The organism is Micromonospora palomenae (assembly GCF_007829925.1).
Classification (GTDB): domain Bacteria; phylum Actinomycetota; class Actinomycetes; order Mycobacteriales; family Micromonosporaceae; genus Micromonospora; species Micromonospora purpureochromogenes.
Genome location: NZ_VIXA01000001.1, coordinates 905,480 through 925,805, shown reverse-complemented (window position 1 = coordinate 925,805; position 20,326 = coordinate 905,480). Strand labels below are relative to the sequence as shown.

General features: G+C 74.4%; 15 protein-coding genes. 10 read left to right on the top strand and 5 right to left on the bottom strand.

Annotation, left to right across the window (positions count from 1 at the left end):
* The first annotated feature begins 3 nt into the window (after window positions 1–3).
* Genes FHX75_RS04080 through FHX75_RS04065 form a run of 4 tightly spaced genes read left to right on the top strand, consistent with a single transcriptional unit; the run spans window position 4 to window position 6,048 of the window.
* Window positions 4–1,212 carry a CehA/McbA family metallohydrolase gene (locus tag FHX75_RS04080; RefSeq protein WP_154936725.1) on the top strand — a complete coding sequence of 403 codons (1,209 nt, stop codon included), beginning with the start codon at window positions 4–6 and terminating at the stop codon, window positions 1,210–1,212.
* Complete coding sequence (locus FHX75_RS04075) at window positions 1,203–2,114, top strand: sugar phosphate isomerase/epimerase family protein (RefSeq protein WP_211364316.1); 912 nt, start codon at window positions 1,203–1,205, stop codon at window positions 2,112–2,114. The genes FHX75_RS04080 and FHX75_RS04075 overlap by 10 nt, the downstream gene beginning before the upstream one ends.
* Window positions 2,111–3,259 (top strand): Gfo/Idh/MocA family protein, encoded by a 1,149-nt coding sequence (locus FHX75_RS04070; protein WP_154936724.1) that lies wholly within the window; start codon window positions 2,111–2,113, stop codon window positions 3,257–3,259. The genes FHX75_RS04075 and FHX75_RS04070 overlap by 4 nt, the downstream gene beginning before the upstream one ends.
* The gene (locus FHX75_RS04065) at window positions 3,256–6,048 is read left to right on the top strand and encodes a glycoside hydrolase family 38 N-terminal domain-containing protein (RefSeq protein ID WP_154936723.1); all 2,793 of its coding nucleotides are present in this window, start codon (window positions 3,256–3,258) and stop codon (window positions 6,046–6,048) included. Before FHX75_RS04070 ends, FHX75_RS04065 begins: the two co-directional genes overlap by 4 nt.
* A gap of 47 nt (window positions 6,049–6,095) precedes the next feature.
* Here FHX75_RS04065 and FHX75_RS04060 read toward each other — a convergent pair whose 3' ends face one another.
* A complete protein-coding gene (locus FHX75_RS04060) occupies window positions 6,096–8,108 on the bottom strand; it encodes an elongation factor G (protein WP_154936722.1) in 2,013 nt (670 codons plus the stop codon).
* Window positions 8,109–8,369: 261 nt separating this feature from the next.
* Here FHX75_RS04060 and FHX75_RS04055 point away from each other — a divergent pair, with 261 nt between their 5' ends.
* The 4 genes from FHX75_RS04055 (at window position 8,370) to FHX75_RS04040 (ending at window position 12,554) form a co-directional block, all read left to right on the top strand.
* Entirely contained in the window at window positions 8,370–9,629 is a 1,260-nt protein-coding gene (locus tag FHX75_RS04055; RefSeq protein WP_154936721.1) for a hypothetical protein, read from the top strand.
* A gap of 124 nt (window positions 9,630–9,753) precedes the next feature.
* Entirely contained in the window at window positions 9,754–10,392 is a 639-nt protein-coding gene (locus tag FHX75_RS04050) for a hypothetical protein (protein ID WP_154936720.1), read from the top strand.
* A gap of 64 nt (window positions 10,393–10,456) precedes the next feature.
* Complete coding sequence (locus FHX75_RS31100) at window positions 10,457–11,671, top strand: M23 family metallopeptidase (RefSeq protein WP_246157616.1); 1,215 nt, start codon at window positions 10,457–10,459, stop codon at window positions 11,669–11,671.
* A gap of 106 nt (window positions 11,672–11,777) precedes the next feature.
* Window positions 11,778–12,554 (top strand): SIR2 family NAD-dependent protein deacylase, encoded by a 777-nt coding sequence (locus tag FHX75_RS04040; RefSeq protein WP_246157615.1) that lies wholly within the window; start codon window positions 11,778–11,780, stop codon window positions 12,552–12,554.
* A 30-nt stretch (window positions 12,555–12,584) separates the two neighbouring features.
* Here the strand turns inward: FHX75_RS04040 and FHX75_RS04035 are convergent, their stop codons facing one another.
* Complete coding sequence (locus tag FHX75_RS04035; protein ID WP_154936719.1) at window positions 12,585–14,417, bottom strand: AMP-dependent synthetase/ligase; 1,833 nt, start codon at window positions 14,415–14,417, stop codon at window positions 12,585–12,587.
* Between the two features lie 248 nt (window positions 14,418–14,665).
* Here FHX75_RS04035 and FHX75_RS04030 point away from each other — a divergent pair, with 248 nt between their 5' ends.
* Both FHX75_RS04030 and FHX75_RS04025 read left to right on the top strand, forming a co-directional pair.
* Entirely contained in the window at window positions 14,666–16,909 is a 2,244-nt protein-coding gene (locus FHX75_RS04030; protein ID WP_246157613.1) for a transglycosylase domain-containing protein, read from the top strand.
* Between the two features lie 133 nt (window positions 16,910–17,042).
* Window positions 17,043–17,972: a diacylglycerol/lipid kinase family protein gene (locus FHX75_RS04025; RefSeq protein WP_154936718.1), complete on the top strand. Its 930-nt coding sequence runs from the start codon at window positions 17,043–17,045 to the stop codon at window positions 17,970–17,972.
* Between the two features lie 8 nt (window positions 17,973–17,980).
* Here FHX75_RS04025 and FHX75_RS04020 read toward each other — a convergent pair whose 3' ends face one another.
* The 3 genes from FHX75_RS04020 to FHX75_RS04010 form a co-directional block, all read right to left on the bottom strand.
* Complete coding sequence (locus FHX75_RS04020; protein WP_154936717.1) at window positions 17,981–18,727, bottom strand: hypothetical protein; 747 nt, start codon at window positions 18,725–18,727, stop codon at window positions 17,981–17,983.
* Between the two features lie 92 nt (window positions 18,728–18,819).
* Window positions 18,820–19,128 (bottom strand): MoaD/ThiS family protein, encoded by a 309-nt coding sequence (locus FHX75_RS04015; protein WP_154936716.1) that lies wholly within the window; start codon window positions 19,126–19,128, stop codon window positions 18,820–18,822.
* Window positions 19,125–20,240, bottom strand: a complete 1,116-nt coding sequence (locus FHX75_RS04010; protein ID WP_154936715.1) for a WD40/YVTN/BNR-like repeat-containing protein — start codon at window positions 20,238–20,240, stop codon at window positions 19,125–19,127. The genes FHX75_RS04015 and FHX75_RS04010 overlap by 4 nt, the downstream gene beginning before the upstream one ends.
* Between the last annotated feature and the right edge of the window lie 86 nt (window positions 20,241–20,326).

The window sequence follows — 20,326 nt, the reverse complement described above, 5'->3', positions numbered from 1 at the left end:
GGCATGGCGGTGCACCGGGGCAGCTGGACGCTGGCGGACCGCGCCGAGAGCGTGCTGCGGACGCTGCCGGTCACCGTGCCGCCGGGCACCGCCGCGCTCACCGTACGACTCGACTATCCCCGGCAGGCCGGGGTGCTCGACCTGGGCTGCCTCGGGCCGGCCGGCTTCCGGGGCTGGTCCGGCGGCGCCCGCGACGGCTACACCGTGGCCGCCCACTGGGCCACCCCCGGCTACCTGCCCGGTGAGCTGGAACCCGGCGAATGGCAGGTGCTGCTCCGGTTGCACCGCATCCCACCGGAGGGCCTGAGCTACGAGGTCACCGCCACCACCAGCACCACCGGGCCGGACGCCCCGACGCCGCCGACGGCGCCACCGCGCCCGGACCGCCCGCCGCGCCGCGCGCTGCCCGGGGCGGATGGCCGGCGCTGGATCGCCGGGGACCTGCACGCGCACACCGTGCACAGCGACGGCGCGGCCACCATCGACGAGCTGGCCGCCCTCGCCGCCGCCCGGGGCCTGGACTTCCTCGCCGTCACCGACCACAACACCGTCAGCCACCACCCGTGGCTGCCCGCCGCCTCGGCCCGGTACGGCCTCACCCTGCTGCCCGGGCAGGAGGTGACCACCGACCGGGGACACGCCAACGTGTTCGGCCCGGTCGGCTGGGTCGACTTCCGGCAGCCGCCCGACGAGTGGCTGGCCGGCGCGGAGCGGGCCGGCGGGCTGATGTCGGTCAACCACCCCCTCGGCGGCGACTGCGCCTGGCGGCAGCCGCTGACCACGCGTACCCGGCTGGCCGAGGTGTGGCACTCCGGCTGGTGGGACCGCACCTGGGGCGCCCCGCTGGCGTGGGCGCGGGCCTGGCGCCCGGACGTGGTGCCCGTCGGGGGCAGCGACTTCCACCGCCCCGGCGACGACGCGCCGCCCGGCTCCCCCACCACCTGGCTGCTGGTCGACGACGACCGCGAGCCGCAGGCCGCCGTGCTCGACGCGCTGCGGGCCGGTCGTACCGCCGTGTCCGCCGGCCCCGACGCGCCGCTGCTGCTGCGCGTCGGTGACGAACTGCTCGCCCTCGACGCGGACGGCATGCTGCTCGGCTACCCCGACGGCAGCCACCGCGTCGTCCACGGTGACCGGTGCCGGCTCCCGGCCGGCGACGGCCTGCACGTCCTGGAATCGCACCGCATGGAGGTGATCGCACTGTGCAGCTGAGCGGACGAACCCGGGTGGCCGGCGCACCGGTCAACCACGGCATCTACCAGCACGACGACACACTCCTCGACCCGGACGACCTGCTCGCGGCCCTGTCCCGCGACGGGTACGACGGGGTGGACTCCGGCCCGATCGGCTACCTCGGCACCGGCGAGGCGCTGGCCGGCCGGCTCGCGGCGACCGGCATCGGGCTCGCCGGCGGCTGGGTCGACCTGCGCTACGCCGACCCGGACGGCTTCGGCGCGGACCTGGTCCAGCTCGACGCGGCGCTCGACGCGTTCACCGCCGTACCGGCCGACGACCCCCGGTTCGCCCCCCGGCCCACGCTGGCCTGCCCCGGCAACCCCGGCCGGATGGCCCGGCCCGGCACGCCACCCGACCTCACCTCGGCGCTGCCGGCCACCGCCTGGCCGGAGTTCGCCGCCCGGGTGCAGCAGGCCGCCGACCGGTGCCGGGACCGGGGTCTGGAACCGGTGTTCCACTACCACCTCGGCACCGACGTGGAGACCGAGGCCGAGGCCGACCGGCTGCTCGAACTCACCGACATCGCGGTCTGCCTGGACACCGGGCACCTGCTGCTGGCCGGCGGAGACCCGGTCGCGGCGGTCCGCCGATGGGCCGGCCGGATCGGGCAGGTGCACCTCAAGGACGCCGACCTGGCCGTCCACGAGCGGGTCCGGGCGGCCGGCGGTGGCCTCGCCGACGTGGTCGCCGCCGGTGGCTTCTGCGCCCTGGGAGCCGGCGACGTCGACTTCGCCGGGGTGCTCGCCGGCCTCGACGCCATCGGCTACACCGGCTGGCTGGTGATCGAACAGGACGCGCCGGCGGAGGGACGGGACCTCGACCGGACGCTGGCCGACCAGCGCGCCAACCGGCGCTGGCTCGAGGAGGCGCTGCGATGACCGAACCGGGCAAGCGGATCCGGATCGCCGTCGCCGGGCTGGGCATCATCGCCCGTACGGTGCACCTGCCGCTGCTGCAACGCCGCGGCGACCTGTTCGAGATCGTCGCGCTCGGCGACCTCTCCCCCACCCGGGTGGTCGAGCTGGGCGGCCGGTACGGCGTCGAGCCGGGCCGCCGCTACACCGACGCCGCCGCGATGCTGGCCGACGGCGGGTACGACGCGCTGCTGCTGGCGACCTCCGGCTCGCACGGTGAGCTGGCCGCGGCGGCGCTGCGCGCGGGCCTGCCGGTGCTCTCCGAGAAGCCGCTGGCCTACACCCTGGCGGAGGCGGCCCGGCTGACCGAGCTGAGCGGCGGCGCGCCGGCGCTGATGGTCGGCTACATGAAGCAGTACGACCCGGCGGTGGCCGAGGCCGCCCGGCTGCTCGACGAGTGGGGCGGGGCCGAGCGGGTCCACGCCGTGGAGGTGAGCGTGCTGCACGCCGGCGGCGACCGGCAGCTCGCCTTCGCCAACCTGCCACCGGCCCCCGCCGACGTGCCGCCCGCCGAGGTGGCCCGGCTGCGCGCCGCCGACGCCGCGCTGCTCGACGCCGCGGTCGGCGCCGACCCGGGCGCGCGCACCCTCTACCAGATCCTGATCAACAGCATCTCGCACGACCTGTCCCTGCTACGGCTCTTCACCGGCGCGCCGGCCACCGTGGAGCACGTCGCGACCTGGCCGCTGACGCCCGACGGGCCGGCGGAGCCGTCGGTGGAGATCAGCGGGCGGCTGCCGGGCGGGGCCCGCTACGGCATCCGCTGGCTCAACCTGCCCGACTACCCGGCCTACCGGGAGACGGTGACCCTGCATCACGCCCGGGGCTCGCTGGAACTGGTCTTCCCGTCGCCGTACCTGCTCAACGCGCCCACCACGCTGACCCTGGTGGAGTCGCACGGCGGCGGTGAGCGGCGGGCGGCGTTCCGGTCGGTGACCGAGGCGTTCGAGCAGGAGCTGGTCGCCTTCCACGCGATGGTCACCGCGGGCGCGCCGCCGCTGACCGGGATCGCCGAGGGCGCGACCGACGTACGGACCAGCCAACAGGTGGTACGCCGCTTCGGTGAGCTGACCGGGGCGGCGATCGGCGGAGAGGCGGCCAGCTCATGACACGACCGACCGACATCATCGTCGTGCCGCACACCCACTGGGACCGGGAGTGGTACGAGCCGTTCCAGCGGTTCCGGCTGCGGCTGGTGGCGTTGCTGGACGACGTGTTCGACCGGATGGAACGCGACGAGCGGCAGCGGTTCACCCTCGACGGGCAGCTCGCCGCGGTGGACGACTACCTGGAGGTGCGCCCGGAGCGGCGCGAGCAGGTGATCGCCCTGGTCCGCGCCGGACGGCTGGCGGTCGGGCCGTGGCAGATCCTGCTCGACGAGTTCCTCTGCTCCGGCGAGAACATCGTCCGCAACCTGGAGCGCGGGCTGACCCGCAGCGCCGAGCTGGGCGGGGCCATGCCGGTGGGCTATCTGCCCGACATGTTCGGCCACATCGCCCAGATGCCGCAGCTGCTGGCCAATGCCGGGCTGGCCCACGCCTGCGTGTTCCGCGGCGTACCCGACCGGGTCCGCACCCACGCGTTCGCCTGGCAGGCGCCGGACGGCACCACGGTGCGCACCGAGTACCTGCCCGGCGGGTACGGCAACGCGGCCGGCCTGATGGACGACGCCGCCCTGGTCACCCGCCGGGCCACCGACCTGGCCGACCGGCTCGGCGGCTGGCGACCCGACGGCGCGGACGGACCGACCCTGGCCATGTACGGCACCGACCACGCGGCGCCGGCCCCGGACGCCCCCGACCTGCTCGCCGCCGCCGACGTCGACGGCATCCGGTTCCGGCTCGGCACGCTCGCCGAGTACTTCGCCGCCCAGCCGACCACCGTGGACGGGCTGCCCACCGTACGTGGGGAGCTGCGCTCGCACGCCCGGGCGAACATCCTGCCCGGCGTGATCTCCGTGCGCGCCCACCTGAAGCAGGCGATGGGTCGCGCCGAGCGCCGGGTGGAGCGGTACGCCGAACCGCTCGCCGCGCTCTGGCACGACCCCTCCGTGCAGCGCTTCCTGGACATGGCGTGGACCCGGCTGATCGACGCGAGCTGCCACGACTCGGTGACCGGGTGCGGCTGCGACGAGACCGCCGAGCAGGTGGCCGCCCGGCTGGCCGAGGCCGATCAGCTCGGCCGGGCGGTCTGCGACCTGGTCGGGGCCCGGCTGGCCGCCGCCGTACCGCGCGACGGGTACCTGGTGTTCAACCCCAGCCCGACCGCCCGGACCGCGCTGGTGCGCCTGGACGTCGAGGTGCCCGACGGCGCGGCGGTGGGGCTGGCCGGCGCGGCCGGTACGACGGTGGCCGCGCAGGTCCTCGACCGGGCCCGGACGCTGCTCGCCGACGACCTGGTGCCGGCCGTCGACCTGCCCGGGGTGCTCACCCGGGTGCACGGCCGGGAGCTCTACGGTCAGGAGGTCACCCGCTGGTCGGTGTCGCCGGCCGACGCCACCCTCACCTTCGAGGTGGCCCGGCACGGCGACCCCGCCTTCGACGTGGAGGACGTCCGGCTGGCGCTGGCCGACGCCGGCCGGCCGGACCACTGGCGGGTCCGCATCGTCGCCGCGCCCCGGCTGACCGTCGCCGCGCTGGTCGACGTGCCCGCGCTCGGCCACGCCGCGGTACGGCCGGTGCCGCTGCCGGCCGGCGCGGCGCCCGGCCCCGAGGCGGTCACTCCGTTGCCGGCCGGCGCCGCCCCGGTGCCCGGACCGGTCACCGTCGCCGACCGGAGCCTGGACAACGGACTGCTGCGCGTCGACGTCGCCGAGGACGGCACGCTGCGGCTGTCCACCCCGGACGGCGTCACGGTGGACGGGGTGGGCCGGATCGTCGACGGCGGCGACGTGGGCGACAGCTACAACTACGCCCCGCCGGCCGCCGACGAGCTGGTCGACAAGCCCCGCGCGGTACGCACGGTGGTGCGGCACAAGGGTCCGCTGGTGGCCGTCGTGGACGTGGTGCGCGAGTACCGCTGGCCGGTGGCGGCCGACGTGGACGCCGGCTCCCGAACGGTGGACCGGGAGGCCGTGGCGGTTACCACCCGGGTCGAGCTGCGCTCCGGCGAGCGGTTCGCCCGGCTGCGGATCGAGTTCGACAACCGCTGCGACGACCACCGGGTGCGGCTGCACCTGCCGCTGCCGTCCCCGGCCCGCGCGTCGTACGCCGAGGGCCAGTTCGCGGTGGTGGAGCGCGGGCTGACCGCCGAGGGCGGCGGCGGTGAGGTGCCGCTGCCGACGTTCCCGGCGTCCGGGTTCGTGGCCGCCGGCGGACGGGACGGCGCGCTGGCGGTGCTGCTGACCCAGCCCACCGAGTACGAGCTGACCGACTCCGGGCGCGAGCTGGCGGTGACGGTGCTGCGGTCGATCGGGATGCTGTCGCGCAACCGGCACGCGCTGCGGGACGAGCCGGCCGGCCCGCAGCTGCCCACCCCGTCGGCGCAGTGCCGGGGCGAGCGGACCGTCGAGCTGGCGGTGCTGCCGTTCCGGGGCGAGTGGCACGGGGCCGGGGTGACCGAGGCGGCCGAGGCGTACCGGCACGAGCCGCTGGCCTTCGCCGGCACGGCGCAGCCGTCCGTCCCGCTGCCGGCCCCGGCCACCGGACTGTCGGTGACCGGCCCGGGGGTGGCGCTCACCAGCGTCCGGGACCGGCAGGGCCGGGTCGAGGTGCGGGTGGTGGCCGAGACCCCGACCGACACCGGGGCGGTCATCGGGGCCGGGCGGGGTGTCCGGGGGGCGTGGCGGGCCGACCTGCTCGGCCGGCCGGGCGAGCGGCTGACCGTCGACGCCGACGGTCTGGTCCGGCTGCCGTTGCGCGCCTGGGAGATCGCCACGGTGCAGCTCGAGCTCGCCTGAGCGGCGGGCCCGACCCGGACGGGTGCCCCCGGGGGTGGGGGCACCCGTCACCGCTCGCCCCGCCGCGCCGTCACCCGGCGGGCGACGGCCAGCAGGTACTCCTTGCGGTCGGTCGGGTCGTGGTCGGTGCGGGGGCGGGTGGGCGGCGCGCCGTGGACCGGGCGATGGTGGTCGAAGGTGGACTCGAAGATCCCCTCACCCCGGGGCAGCGTCGGCAGCCGCTGCTGCACGGCGTGCACCCGCCGCGCCGGGACGTCGCCCTCGACCACGTACGACGAGCCCCGCGCCAGCGTCGCCTGGGGCACCGCGTCCAGCCTGGCCAGCACGGGCAGGACGGCGCTGAGCGCGTCGCCCGGGAGCTCCAGCCGGAATCGGTGCATCGGCTCCTCCACCCGGGTGCCGGCGCGCCGCAGCGCCTCGACCAGCACCAGCGGGGTGAGGTTGCGGAAGTCCCCGGCGGTGCTGGACATGCTCTTGTCGAAGGTGCCGTGCGAGTGGCTCTGCCGGGCCCAGTAGCCGGCGTGGGTCATCGTCACCTCGCAGTCGAGGACCTGCCAGCCGCGCAGTCCCTGCCGCAGCGTCGCCCGGACGGTCTCCTCGACCGCGGTGAAGAAGGCGGGCGGCATCGAGCCGAGTTCGACGCCGAGCCGGAAGCGGAACCCGCTGCCGGTCGCCGTGGGCGCCACACGCAGACCCACGGCGGCCAGGAACGGGTTGGGCGCCACCCCGATCAACTCGACCGCCGCCCCGGTGCCGACCAGCCGTTCCACGTAGACCGTCGTCGTCTCCCGGAAGCCGACCGCCACGCCGTACTCCTCGGCGAGCGTCGCCTGGATGACCTCCTTCTGGACCTCGCCGTAGAGCGAGACGGTGATCTCCCGCCGGATCTCGTCCACCCGGACGTTGATCAACGGGTCCTGTTCGGCGAGCTGGCTGAGCGCGGCGTGCAGGGCGCCCCGGTCCGCCTCCCGCTCCGGGACGACGACGGTCTCCAGGGTGGGCAGGGCGAAGTGGCGGCCGCCGGTGGCTCCGGTGCGCGGCGCCGCCCCGACCGGGTCGCCGATCCGGACGTCGCCGAGGCCGCGCAGCAGCGCGATCCGGCCGGCGCCGACGGCGTCGTCGCGGACGGTCGAGCCGCGGTCGAAGACCTCGATCCCGGTGACCGTGGCGAGGCGTCCCGCACCGACGGGCAGCCGGTCCCGCACCCGTACGGTGCCGCCGAACAGCCGGACGTAGGCGATCCGCTCGCCCGAGGGGCCCCGCTGCACCTTGAAGACGGTGCCGGAGGGCGGACCGTCGGCGCCGTCCTCGGCCACCGGCAACAGCTCGGTGAGGCCGGCGATCAGGGCTGCCACGCCCGCGCCGGTGATCGCGGAGCCGGCGAACACCGGGTGGACCAACGCCTGCCGGGTCTGCGCCGCGAGGACCTCGCGCAGCCGCCGTCCGGACAGTCGCCGCTCGTCCTCGACGTACTCGGTCAGCAGCGCGTCGTCGTGCGCGGTGAGCAGGTCGAGCAGCCGCCGGGTGAAGCCCGGGTCGGTGTCGGGGTGGGGTACGCAGCGGGCGGCCGGCGTACCGGCGCCGTGCACCGCGCCCGTCGCCACCACGGCGGGGGTGAGCCGGGCGGCGAGGTCGCGCAGCACCCGGTCGGGATCGGCGCCGGCCCGGTCGACCTTGTTGATGAAGATCAGGGTCGGCAGGCGCAGCCGCTGGAGCGTGCGCATCAGCGCCCGGGTCTGGGCCTGCACGCCCTCGACGGCGGAGACCACGAGCACCACACCGTCGAGCAGGTCGAGGACCCGTTCCACCTCGGCGATGAAGTCCGGGTGGCCGGGGGTGTCGATGAGGTTGACCGTGACGCCGTCGACGACGAAGGAGGCCACTGCGGATCGGATGGTGATGCCGCGTTGTCGTTCCAGCGCCATCGAGTCGGTCCGGGTGGTGCCGTCGTCCACGCTGCCCAGGTCGTCGATGACGCCGACGGCGTGCAGCAGGCGTTCGGTCAGGCTGGTCTTGCCGGCGTCAACATGCGCGAGGATGCCGATGTTCAAGGTCTTCACGGAGCGTCATGTCCTTCGGGTTGATGATCATTCCCAGGCGGTTGGACATGAACGCAGCGCGCATCTTTGATCCTTCGCGGTCGGTTGTAGTGACCCACCCAGTCGACCAGCGCGTCCGTCGGCGGGCAACCGAATTCCATCGCGGGCCCCGACCCAGGGCCGGCGCTCGTGGCCCGCGAGCCAAATCTCTCCTTTCGGAGCTAAAGGTACGCATCGATTCCCGGCGCGTGTCCTGGCGCGGCGCGAGTGGTTGTACTCGACGTGACGGCACACTCACCCACCACCAGGCCGGCTCGGGCGCCCCGATGGCGGGTCACCTGGGCGGAGCGCGAGAACGCGCGCCGGCGGCACGCGTTCGACAGCGCGACCGCGGCCTGGCACCGGCGCAACGACCACCTGGTCCGGCTGCGGATCGAGGCCGCCGGCTTCCACGGGTACGCGCACCCGCGGGACAGCCTGCCGATGGACCTGGGTCGCGACGAGGTCGTCTACCGGGTGCTGCCGACCGCGGAGCTGGCCGAGGCCGGGGCGCGGCACATCGCCGGACTGCCCGCGCCGGAGCTGACCGTCACGGCGCCGGGCGCCCACCCGCCCCGGCGCGGGCTGCCGACGGGCCTGCGGGTCGTCGACGCGGGGATGGCCGTCGTGACCAACCACCGGGTCGTCTTCTCCGGCGGCGCGAGCTGCCGGGAGTGGACGTACGCGGACATGGTGGGGCCGGCACACCACCCCGAGGTCCCACTGACCCTGCTGCACACCGCCGACGGGAGTCCGCTCGCCGGGCTGCGCGTACCGGCCAACGCCACCGTGAACTTCCGCTTCTACCTGACCCTCGCCTTCGCCGCCGCCACCGGGCAGCGGCCCGCCGTCGCCGCGCAGGTCGACGCCCTGCTGGCCGGGCACCGGCACACGCGGCCGACGCCACCGGCACCGGCCGACCCGGCCCGGGCCCCACTGACCGCGGTGCGCCCCGACCGCCCGGCGGTCGCCGCCGCCGCCGTCGTCACGCTGGCGTTCGCGACGCTCTCCGCCGGCACGTCCGCGACCGAGCAGGCCGGCCCGCCGTACCGGGCGGCTCTTGGCGGCAGCAGCACCGCCGACACCGACCCGCCGGCCGCCGAGTACGGCACCACCCCGAGCACCCCCGCCACGCCCGAAGCCCCGGACAGCGCTCCGGCCCCCGCGCCGACCGGCCCCGCGACAACGGTGCTCCCCGACGGCGACACCCCACGGGTGGTGGGACCGATGCCGCGCCGACCCCGGACGAGCGTGGCCGCCGCCGCGGCAGCGGACGCGCCGACGGACCGAGTTCCCGGCCCCGCCCCGACCACCGTGCCGGCCCCGACCACCACGCCGCCCTCGACCACCACGCCGCCCCCGGCCACGACGCCGCCGCCGACCACCGCGCCCAGCCCGACCACGGCGCCACCGGCGCCCGAGGCCCCCATGCTCGATCTCTGCCTCGAACCCCTGAAGCTGCCACTGGTGCAGCGGCTGCTGTGCCCACCGACCAGCCGCTGAGCGGGCGGTGACCGCGTCCGCGTCGCCCCGTCCGTCCACCGGCAACCGCCACCGGCGACAGGCGCGGACGCCTTCCTGATCGCCGGCTCAGCGGGCCGCAGTCGCGTCGGCCTACAGTGTGCCCATGTGGGAGTCGATCGCCGCGCCGGCGGCGGGCCTGATGGCCGCCATGGCAGCGGCTCTTCCGACGCCGCCGCCGTCGGTGGACGCCGCGCCGGTGTTGACGTCGACACCGTTCGGCGCGCTGCCCGGGCAACAGGTGACCCACACGGTCACGATCTCCGGCAGCGGCACCCTCACGACGACGCGGGTCACGTTCACCACGACGGTCGATCTCGACGGTGTCACCGCCCGGGCCGAGCCGGGCCGGTGCGCGGCGTCCCCGCGTACCGTCGTCTGCGACCTCGGTGACCTGCGCCTGGGCCCCGCCGGGGCGGCGCCGCGGATCACGATCTCCGGGCGGGTCCGCCCGGGTGCGCCGCCGGGCACGGTGGTCCGCAACCGGGTCGATGTCACCTCGGTGGAGACCACCGCGACGGGCGCCCGGACCACCAGCAACGCCTACCTGCTCCCGGGGTCGACGGCCACGCCCACCGATCCGCGATCGACGGCCCTGGCGAGCGAGGTCCCGCCGCCCGGACGGTCGATGCGGCTGCCGGCCCTCGCGGCGGCGGCGGTGGCCGGTGCGGTCGCGGCGGCGGCCCTGCTGACCCGACGGCGGCTGCGGCGGCGCCCGGGTTCGCCGCCCGCCGACCGGCTGTAACGACCAGGCAGCCGGATCCGATGTAGCAGGTGGACGGAACACGGGCCGGCGGCAGGAGTACGACATGGAGCAACGCTCGTGGAGGCAGGCCACGCTGGCGACCGTCGCCGGGGCCGCCACGCTGATGATGACGGCCCTCTGCCTGGATGCCGGAACGGCGAGCGCCGGGGCGCAGAGCGCGCCGCAGGGACCACTGCCCCTGCCGACCCTGCTGCCCCTGCCGAGCCCATCACTGCCCGTGTCGCTGCCGCCGATAGAACCGCCGAAGGTGACGCTGCCGCCCCTGAAGCCGCCCCCGGTCAAGCTGCCGACCCGCCCGCCGGCCACCGCGTCGCCGACGGCGCCGCCCGCGACCAGCCCGCCGACCGGCGGCACGCCACCGCAGGTGGGCGTCCCGGGCCCGCCGGGCAGCGGCGGGTCGATGGTGGACCCCGGATCGGCCCCCGCGCTCATCGCCGGCGACCCCGGCGCCGACCTCTACCCGCAGCCCCCGGTGGACCCGGCCGGCACGCCCCAGGCCCGCCAGGTCGCCGCGCTCGGCGACGTCCAGCACCGGATCCAGTACCTGGAGAACACCCTCACCCGGACCCGCGCCGACCTCGCCAAGGTGCGGCGCGGACCGGATCCGGTGCTGCACCTGCTGACCACCCTGACCGCCGGCGGGGACGCGGACGCGGCCGCGCCGTTGACCGTGGCGGACTCCGCGGACGTCGCGGACACCCCCACCGGCCGCGCCGTCGCCCTCTCCGGAGCGATCACCTCCGGCCAGGCCGAACTCGTCCGCCGCCGGCAGGAGGAGACGCGGCTCCGGCAGGAGATCGACCGTCGGGTACGCGCCGCGCCCGCCGTGGCGGCACCGACCCGCACCGCCGCCGCCGTCGGTCGCGGCCGGCTCGGCCAACCACTGGCGGGCCGACTCACCAGCCGGTTCGGCACCCGGTTCGACCCGTACTACAAGGTCTGGCAGTTGCACCCCGGTGTGGATCTCGCCGCCCCGACCGGCACCCCCATCCTGGCGGCCGCCGACGGCCGCGTCTCGCGCGTCGGCTGGTACGGCGGCTACGGCAACTACACCTGCATCGCGCACGGCCGGGCCGACGGGCAGCGACTGTCCACCTGCTACGGCCACCAGTCCCGGCTGCTGGTGTCGCCCGGCCAGCGGGTCCGCGCCGGCCAGGTGATCGGGCTGGTCGGGTCCACCGGCGCCTCCACCGGCCCGCACCTGCACTTCGAGGTTCGTCTCGGCGGCCGTCCGGTCGACCCGCTGCCCTGGCTCTGAGCCGCGCCCGTCCTTCCGGTGGAACGGGCGCGATCAGAAGAAGCCGTGCGGGGCGGCTCGGAATCCCGCTCGCCGGTACCGGCTCCCGCCCCTAGCATCGGCGGTCATGAACGACATGAGCTGGGCGGACGGCGCGACCCGGGTGGCGGTGCTCACCGGGGCCGGCACCTCGACCGACTCCGGCATCCCCGACTACCGGGGCCCGTCCGGGGTGTGGACCCGCGACCCGGCCCTGGCCGACGCGTTCACCCACCGCTCGTTCCTGGCCGACCCGGCGGTGCGGGCCCGGTTCTGGCAGACCTATCTCGGGCACGCCGCGTGGCAGGCCGAGCCCAACCCGGCGCACCGCGCGCTCGCCGAGCTGGAGCAGTCCGGGGTGGCGGTCCGCGTCCTCACCCAGAACGTCGACGGACTGCACCAGAAGGCCGGCTCCAGCCCGCGCAAGGTGCTCGAACTGCACGGCACGATGCACGAGGTGGTCTGCACCGGCTGCGGCACGCGCACGCCCAGCGAGCAGACCCTGGCCCGGGTGGCGGCCGGCGACGGGGATCCCCGGTGCCTCGACTGCGGCGCCATCCTCAAGCTGGCCGTGGTGCTCTTCGGGCAGCACCTCGACGCGGCGACGATCGGCCACGCCGAGCGGATCGCCGCCCACAGCCAGCTCATGCTCGCGGTCGGCAGCTCGCTGCAGGTCGAGCCGGTCGCCTCGCTGTGCGCGGTGGCTGTGAACGCGGGTAACCGCCTCGTCATCGTCAACCGCGACCCGACCCCGTACGACGACCTCGCCGTCGAGGTGATCCGCGAACCGATCGGCACGGCACTCCCCCAAATCTGCGCGGCGCTCGCCGCCCAGGTCGACTCCGGCGCGCCGACGTCGCCGTAGCCGGCGGGGTGGCGAGCGGCGGTCGGATGGTCAGTGGCCGCGGTAGAGGGCCTCGATGTCGGCGGCGTAGCGCTCCTGGACCGCCTCGCGTTTGATCTTCAGGGTGGGGGTGAGCTCCCCGTCGGCTTCGGTGAGGTCGCGGGGCAGGATCCGGAACTGCTTGACCTGTTCCGCCTTGGACACCGTCTGGTTGGCGCGGTCGACCGCAGTCTGGATCTCCTGGCGCAGCTCGGGGTCGTCCCGCAGGTCGGCCACGTCGGCGTCCGGGTGGCCGTGGGCGGCCCGCCACCGCTGCCAGGCCGGTGGATCGATGGTGACCAGGGCGGTCACGTAGGGGCGGTCGTTGCCGACGAGCATGCACTGGCCGACCAGCGGGTGCGCGCGGACCTGCTCCTCGATCGGAGCGGGGGCGAGGTTCTTCCCCGCCGCCGTCACGATGATCTCCTTGATGCGGCCGGTGATGCGCAGGTAGCCGTCGGGGTCGAGACTGCCGAGGTCACCGGTGCGCAGCCAGCCGTCGTCGGTGAGGGTCGCCCGGGTGGCGTCGGGGTTGTTCCAGTAACCGGAGAACACCATCTCGCCGCGGACGAGGACCTCCCCGCCGTCGGCGATCCGGACCTCCGCACCGGGCAGCGGGCGGCCGACGGTGCCGATCCGCATCGCCGACGGCACGTTCGCCGTCACCGCCGGAGAGGTCTCGGTCAGCCCGTACCCCTCCAGGACGGTGATGCCGGCGCCGCGGAAGAAGTGCGCCAGCCGCGGTTCCAGCGGCGCACCGCCGGCGATCGCGAGCCGGCACCGTCCGCCGAGGGCGGCGCGCAACGTCCGGTACGCCAGCACGTCACACCCGGCGCGCGCCAGCCGCAGCAGGATGTTCGGACCTCGCTCGGTGTCCAGGGCGCGGCTGTACCGCACGGCGACGGCGTCCGCGACGGCGAACAGCCGTCCCCGGTGGGAGCCCTCGGCGCGCCGTCGGGCCTTGGCGTACATCTTCTCGAACACCCGCGGCACCGCGAGGATGAACGTCGGGCGGCACTTGCGCAGCTGCTCGAAGACTCGGCCCGGGTCGGCGCTGTGCACCATCGTCGCGCGGGTGCGCACCACACCCACCTGGACCAGTCGGGCGAACGCGTGCGCCAGCGGCAGGAACAGCACGGTCGACGCGCCCGGATGCAACAGTTCCGGCATCACCGAGGTCGCGTTCGTGACATCGCAGTAGATGTTGCGATGGGTCAGCGCGCAGCCCTTCGGCCGGCCGGTCGTGCCGCTGGTGTAGACGATCGTGGCCAGGTCCTCGCCCGACACCGCCCGCCGCCGCGCCTCGACCTGCCCGTCGTCGACGGTGCGGCCCTGCCCCGCCAGGGCGATCAGCCCGCCGCCGTCGATCTGCCACGTCTGGCGCAGCGCCGGCAGGCCATCGCGCAGGCCGGCCAGCATCGCGTCGTGCGCGGCGGTCTCCACCACACACCCCACCGCACCCGAGTCCGCCAGGATCCACCCCAACTGGTCGGCGCTGGAGGTCTCGTAGACGGGAACGGTCACCGCGCCGACGGACCAGAGGGCGTAGTCGACGAGGCTCCACTCGTAGCGGGTGCGGCTCATCAGACCGACCCGGTCGCCGTGCGCGACACCGGCGGCGATGAACCCGCGCGCGAGGGTGAGCACGTCGTCGCGGAACTGCTCGCACGTCACCGGCAGCGCCCGGCCCTGCACGGACCGGCGCGCCGGCCACGACCGGGAAACCGGATCCGGACGGACGAACTGCACCACGTCGGGCACCTGTCGGGCGTTGTCCCACACCATTTCGGCCAGGCCGGGCACCTGTGCGCCGGTGACCACCGGTTCGACCGTTACGTCCTGCACGACCGCTCCCCCGTTCACCGCACCGCCGCCAGCGGGGCACCCGGTCATCATGACCTGACCGGCGGATCAAGCGGCCCGGAACGGGAGAACTCGCGGTGGGCCGGTCAAGATTCGGCAGGCCGGCCGCGGGGTACCGGGTGCGGGTGTCTCCCACCGGTAACAACGACAGCGCTGGCACCGTATCCGGATCGACCGCCGCTCCGACGGCGCGGAAACGGCGGCGTCGGCGCCTGCTGATCGTCCTGGCCGTGCTCGCGCTGCTGGCCGGCACCGGTCTCAGCGCCGGGGCGTACTACGTCGACAGCGTGCCCACGCCCAGCGACCTGGAGCTGCCGGAGTCGACCACGGTCTACTTCGCCGACGGTCGCACGCCGATGGCGAAGCTCGGCACGGAGAACCGCACGATCGTGCCCTACCCGGAGATGAACGACGCCGCCAAGCAGGCGATCGTGGCGACGGAGGACCGCACGTTCTGGACCAACGAGGGCATCGACTTCAGCGGGGTGCTGCGCGCCGCCTGGTCGAACGTCACCGGCGGCCAGCGCCAGGGCGCGTCGACGATCACCCAGCAGTACGCCCGGGTGGCCGCCGACCTCAAGGGCGTCTCCTACTCGCGCAAGCTGCGCGAGGCGGTCATCGCGTGGAAACTCGACGACAAGTACAGCAAGGAGGAGATCCTCGGCTTCTACCTGAACACCGTGCCGTTCGGGCGGGGCTCCTACGGCATCGAGGCGGCCGCGCAGGCGTACTTCGGCAAGACGGTGCGCCGCGACGCGCCGGCGGCGAACCAGCTGACCACGGCGGAGGCGATGGTGCTCTGCGCCATGGTGAAGCAGCCGGAGGCCGACCCGGACGACCCCGAGGGCCACCCCGGCTACGATCCGCGGCGCAGTCCGCTGGCGCGGCAGAACTCGATCGACCGGTGGAACTACATCCGCGACGGCATGGTGAAGCTGGGCTACCTGTCGGCGGACGAGGCGGCCAACCTGGCGTACCCGGACACGGTGAAGCCGCTCGATCCCGCCGCCGGCCGGTCCAACCTCGACCGGCCGACCGGCCTGGTGGTCAACCACGTGCTCAGCGAGCTGCGGCAGACCGAGCCGTTCCAGGGCAAGCCCGCCGACTACATCCGCAACGGCGGCTTCAAGATCGTCACCACCATCGACAAGCGGGTCCAGGACGCCGCCGACGCGGCCGCCGACCTCCGGCGCGACACCGCCCCCGAGGCGGTCCGCGGCCAACCGAAGAACTGGCAGGCCGCGCTCGTGGCGGTGGAACCCGGCACCGGCCGGGTGCTCGGCTACCACGGCGGCAGCGACGGCTCCGGCGCCGACTACGCCGGCTGGTACCAGGACGAGAACGGCGAGGCCCGCGGCTTCGGCCAGCACCCGCCGGGGTCGTCGTTCAAGGTGTACGACCTGGCCACCGCCGTCCAGGAGAAGATCTCGGTGAAGCAGCACTTCGACTCGCCGGAGACCAAGGAGTTCCCCGCCTCCGGCCGGACCAAGGGCAGCCCCGCCGGGCCGATCCGCAACGCCGAGCGGGCACCGTGCCAGCCGGACTGCGCGCTGTGGGAGGCCACCGTCGCCTCGCTCAACGTCACCTACTTCGCACTCACCGAGCAGCTCGGCACGGCCAAGGTGATCGACATGGCCACCAAGGCCGGCGTCGACTCGATGTGGGCCAACGAGAAGGGCAACCCGCGGCCGAAGCGGATCGAACTGCGCGGCCACTCGGGTGAGGAGCTGGCGCGGCACTTCTCCACCGAGGTCGGCATCGGCCAGTACGGCATCACGGTGCAGGACCACGCCAACGGGATGGCGACCTTCGCCGCCGGCGGGAAGCGGGCCGACGCGCACTTCGTCCGCTCGGTCACCAAGGGCGACGAGAAGATCCTCGACGAACAGCTGGTGCAGACCGACATCGGGCTCGACCGGGAGGCGGTCAACCAGCTCAACTGGACGCTGAGCCGGGTGAAGGCGGCCAAGCTGGACAACGGCTGGGACTCCGCCGGCAAGACCGGCACCTGGCAGGCCGGAACGAGCACCACCCAGAACGTGCACACCTGGATGGTCGGCTACACCGGTGCGCTCGCCGCCGCGGTCTGGCTCGGCACCGTCGACGGCAAGCCGCTGAAGACCTCCGACGGCAGCTACGACGTCTACGGGTCCACCGGCCCGGGGCCGATCTGGCGGCAGTTCATGGAACAGGCCACCGCCGCACTCAAGCTCGACCCGGACAAGTACCGGTTCCAGGAGCCGGCGTTCCCGGACGACACCCCGTCGCCCACCGCCCCAGCGACGCCGAAGCCGACCTCGGCGCAGCCGACGGCGACCGCGACCCGGCCGACCTGTGACCCGGGAACGTGCGTCACCGCGAGCCCGACCAGGAAGCCGACGCCGACGCCGACCGGATCGCCCAAGCCGAGCCCGTCGCGGAGCCCGAAGCCGTCGCGGAGCGCGGAGCCGTCGCTCACCCCGCCGCCGAGGTGACGGCCGGTGTCAGCCGCCCGGCTCAGCCCCCTGCCGGGCCGGGCGCCGGCGGGCACCAGATCGTCCATCGACCACCGGTCGACGCTGCCGATGCGAGCGGGCGACAGCCCCGCTGAGGATAGGGTCGGGGGTCATGCGGACGAAGCAGGAGCTGACCGCGGCCATCCGGCGGGACCGGAGGGCGGCGCTGGTCATCAACGCCGGCTCCCGCCGCGGCCGGGAACACTGCGAGCGAGCCCGGGCCAGGTTGGTCGCCGCCGGCTTCGACCTGCTCGGCACGTACCGGACCGACCGGCCCGGGCAGCTGGAGGAGAGCGTCGCCGCGGCCGCCGACCTGAAGCCGGACGTCCTGGTCGTCGGCGGCGGCGACGGTACGCTCAGCACCGCCGGGCGGCTGCTCGCCCACCGGGACATCGCGCTCGGCCTGCTGCCGCTGGGCACCACCAACAACTTCGCCCGCACCGTCAGCGTCCCGCTGGACCTGGACGACGCCATCGCGGTCCTCACCCAGGGCAAGGTCATCGACGTCGACCTGGGCATCGCCGGCGAAAGGCGGTTCACCAACCACGTCGGGGTGGGCCTCTCCGCCGACATCATGCTCCGGACGCCGCCGCGCCTGAAGCGGGTCTCCGGTCGGATCGCGTACCCGCTGACCGCCTTGGCGCTGCTCGGCCGGCACCGGCCGCTGCGCGCCACCGTCCGCGCCGGTGACACCACGCACGAACTCGTCACCCACCAGCTCTACGTGGCCAACGGCGGCTTCCACGCCGGCCGGCCGATCACCGCGGACGCCGACGCCGACGACCGGCTGCTGGTCGCGTACCCGGTCGGCGGGGCCTCGCGGCGGGGGCTGATCCGCGCCACCGTCCGCAATGCCGCCACCGGCCATCGGCGGACCCTGCGCGACGAGCCCTTCCTCGCGGTGGGCGAGCTGTGGCTGGAGACCGACCGGCCGGCGCGGGTCGAGGTGGACGGCGAGTTGTGCGGGACGACGCCGATCCGGGTCGGGGTGGATGCGAACGCGTTGCGGGTGATGGCGCCGGCGGACAGTCCGGACCGCTGACGTCGGGCTCAGGCCCACTCGCCGGAGAACAGCGGAGCGACCGGACGCTCCCGGCGCCCGATCCGCAGATCCCCGAAGATGGTGCTCCGGGCGGCTCGCTCGACCTCCGCGTCCAGGTCGATCTCCAGCTCCTCGGACGCGTCGTGGGCAGCGCCGATGAGCACGAGTTCGGTCCCGGGATGGTCGAGGAAGCCGGGCGGGTCGAGCGGGGCGAAGCGACGACCGTGAAACTTCTTCTGCAGCGCGGCGGGCAGCGTGACCTTCCGGGAGCCGCGCAGGCCCACCCCGGGCGGGGAGGGCGCCTGCGGGTTCTTCACCGTGACGATGTAGCTCGGCTCCGGCTCGATGCTCAGCTCGTGCTGCGCCTCGCCGAGCCGCAGCGGAAGTTCGAGTTCGTACGCGAGATGGGTGTGGTCGTCGTGCCGGGCGATCACGTACGCGCCCTCCGCCACGGGCCGGGCCGGCGGCTGCTCCCGCTCGCCACGGGTCCTCGTCCGGTACGTGCGCGCCTGCAGCGCCTCGTGCAGCTGCTCGGGCCGGTCCACCACCGCGTCGACGAACGCCCAGAACCGGTCGTGCTCCTCGATCCCGGGCAGACGTTTACGCCCGACCACCAGCAGTCGCAGGTGCCGCCCCTGCCACGGGTGCATCACCACCAGCAGCCGCTGCACCTCCTCCAGGGAGTCGACGTGCTCCTCCTCGACCCGGGGACGGTAGAGGAAGTAGATGTCGCCGTCCTCGAGCAGCTCCGCCATCCGCCCCGGGTACCCGAAACCACCGGCGAGGAACGGGCGAGCCGGCCCCGGGAGCTGGATGTCCGCGAACCCGCCCTCGCCGCGGTCCGGGCCTACCCCCCGGCCATCGCGCCGAGGATGATGAACGGTTCCTCGCCGGCGACGACCCGCTCCGGCAGTGGTGCGTCGGGCGAGTCGTTGGAGAGGTCCTCCTCGCAGGCGTAGAAGCGGACGAACGCGCGGCGCTTGCCGCTGTGCCGGTCGCGGATGGTGCCGAGCAGCATGGGGTATCGCGCCTCGAGGGTGTCCAACACCAGGCGCTGGGTGACCCGCCCGGCACCCGGACCGGGCACCTCGAGACGTACCTCGCCGGTGACGTGAGCCAGGTTCTTCAGGTGGGCCGGGAGGACGACCCGGATCACGGCAGCACCTGGGCTTCCACGGAGAGCACGGCCGGCAGGTCCCGGACGATCGGCGCCCAGCTGTCGCCTCCGTCCGCCGAGTGGTAGACCTGACCACCGGTGGTGCCGAAGTAGATCCCGCACGGGTCGAGCGTGTCGACCGCCATCGCGTCGCGGTACACGTTGACGTAGCAGTCGGACTGGGGCAGTCCCCTCGTCAACGGCTCCCAGTCGTCGCCACCGGTGCGGCTGCGGTAGACGCGCAGCTTGCCCTCCGGCGGGAAGTGCTCGGAGTCGCTCTTGATCGGCACGACGTAGATCGTCTCCGGCTCGTGCGCGTGCACCGCGATCGGGAACCCGAAGTCCGACGGCAGGTTTCCGCTGACCTCGCGCCAGTTCGCCCCTGCGTCGTCGCTGCGCATGACGTCCCAGTGCTTCTGCATGAACAGGGTGTCCGGCCGGGTCGGGTGCTGGGTGATGTGGTGCACGCAGTGGCCGACCTCGGCGTCCTGGTCGGGGATCTCACCGGAACGCAGACCCTTGTTGATCGGCAGCCAACTGGCGCCGGCGTCGTCGCTGCGGAACGCGCCCGCCGCCGAGATGGCGACGTAGATCCGGTCCTTGTTCGCCGGGTCCAGGATGATCGTGTGCAGACACATGCCGCCGGCGCCGGGCTGCCAGGTCGGTCCGGTCGGGTGGGTACGAAGGGCGGTGAGCTCCTTCCACTTCAGACCGCCGTCGGTGGAGACGTAGAGGGCGGCATCCTCCGCACCGGCGTACACGGTGTCGGGGTCGTCGCGGGACGGCTCGAGGTGCCAGATGCGCTTGAACTCCCACGGGCGCGGGGTGCCGTCGAACCACAGGTGCTCACCGACCTCGCCGGAATAGGCGAAGTCGTTGCCGACCGGGTTCCAGGTCCTGCCGCCGTCGTCGGAGCGCTGGATCAGCTGCCCGAACCAGCCGCCGGACTGGGACGCGTAGAGCCGGTTCGAGTCGACCGGCGACCCGTTCAGGTGGTAGATCTCCCAGCCGCCGAAATGAGGTCCGTCGACCGTCCAGTCGCCGCGCCTGCCGTCCGACGTCAACGTGAACGCGCCCTTGCGCGTGCCCACCAGCACCCGTACGCCGCTCATATCCTCTTCCTTCCCACTCGATTCCCTTGGGTAGACCGTCCACCGGGCCGAAAATCATCGGTCTTCGTCAGTCGTACTCCCCGGCT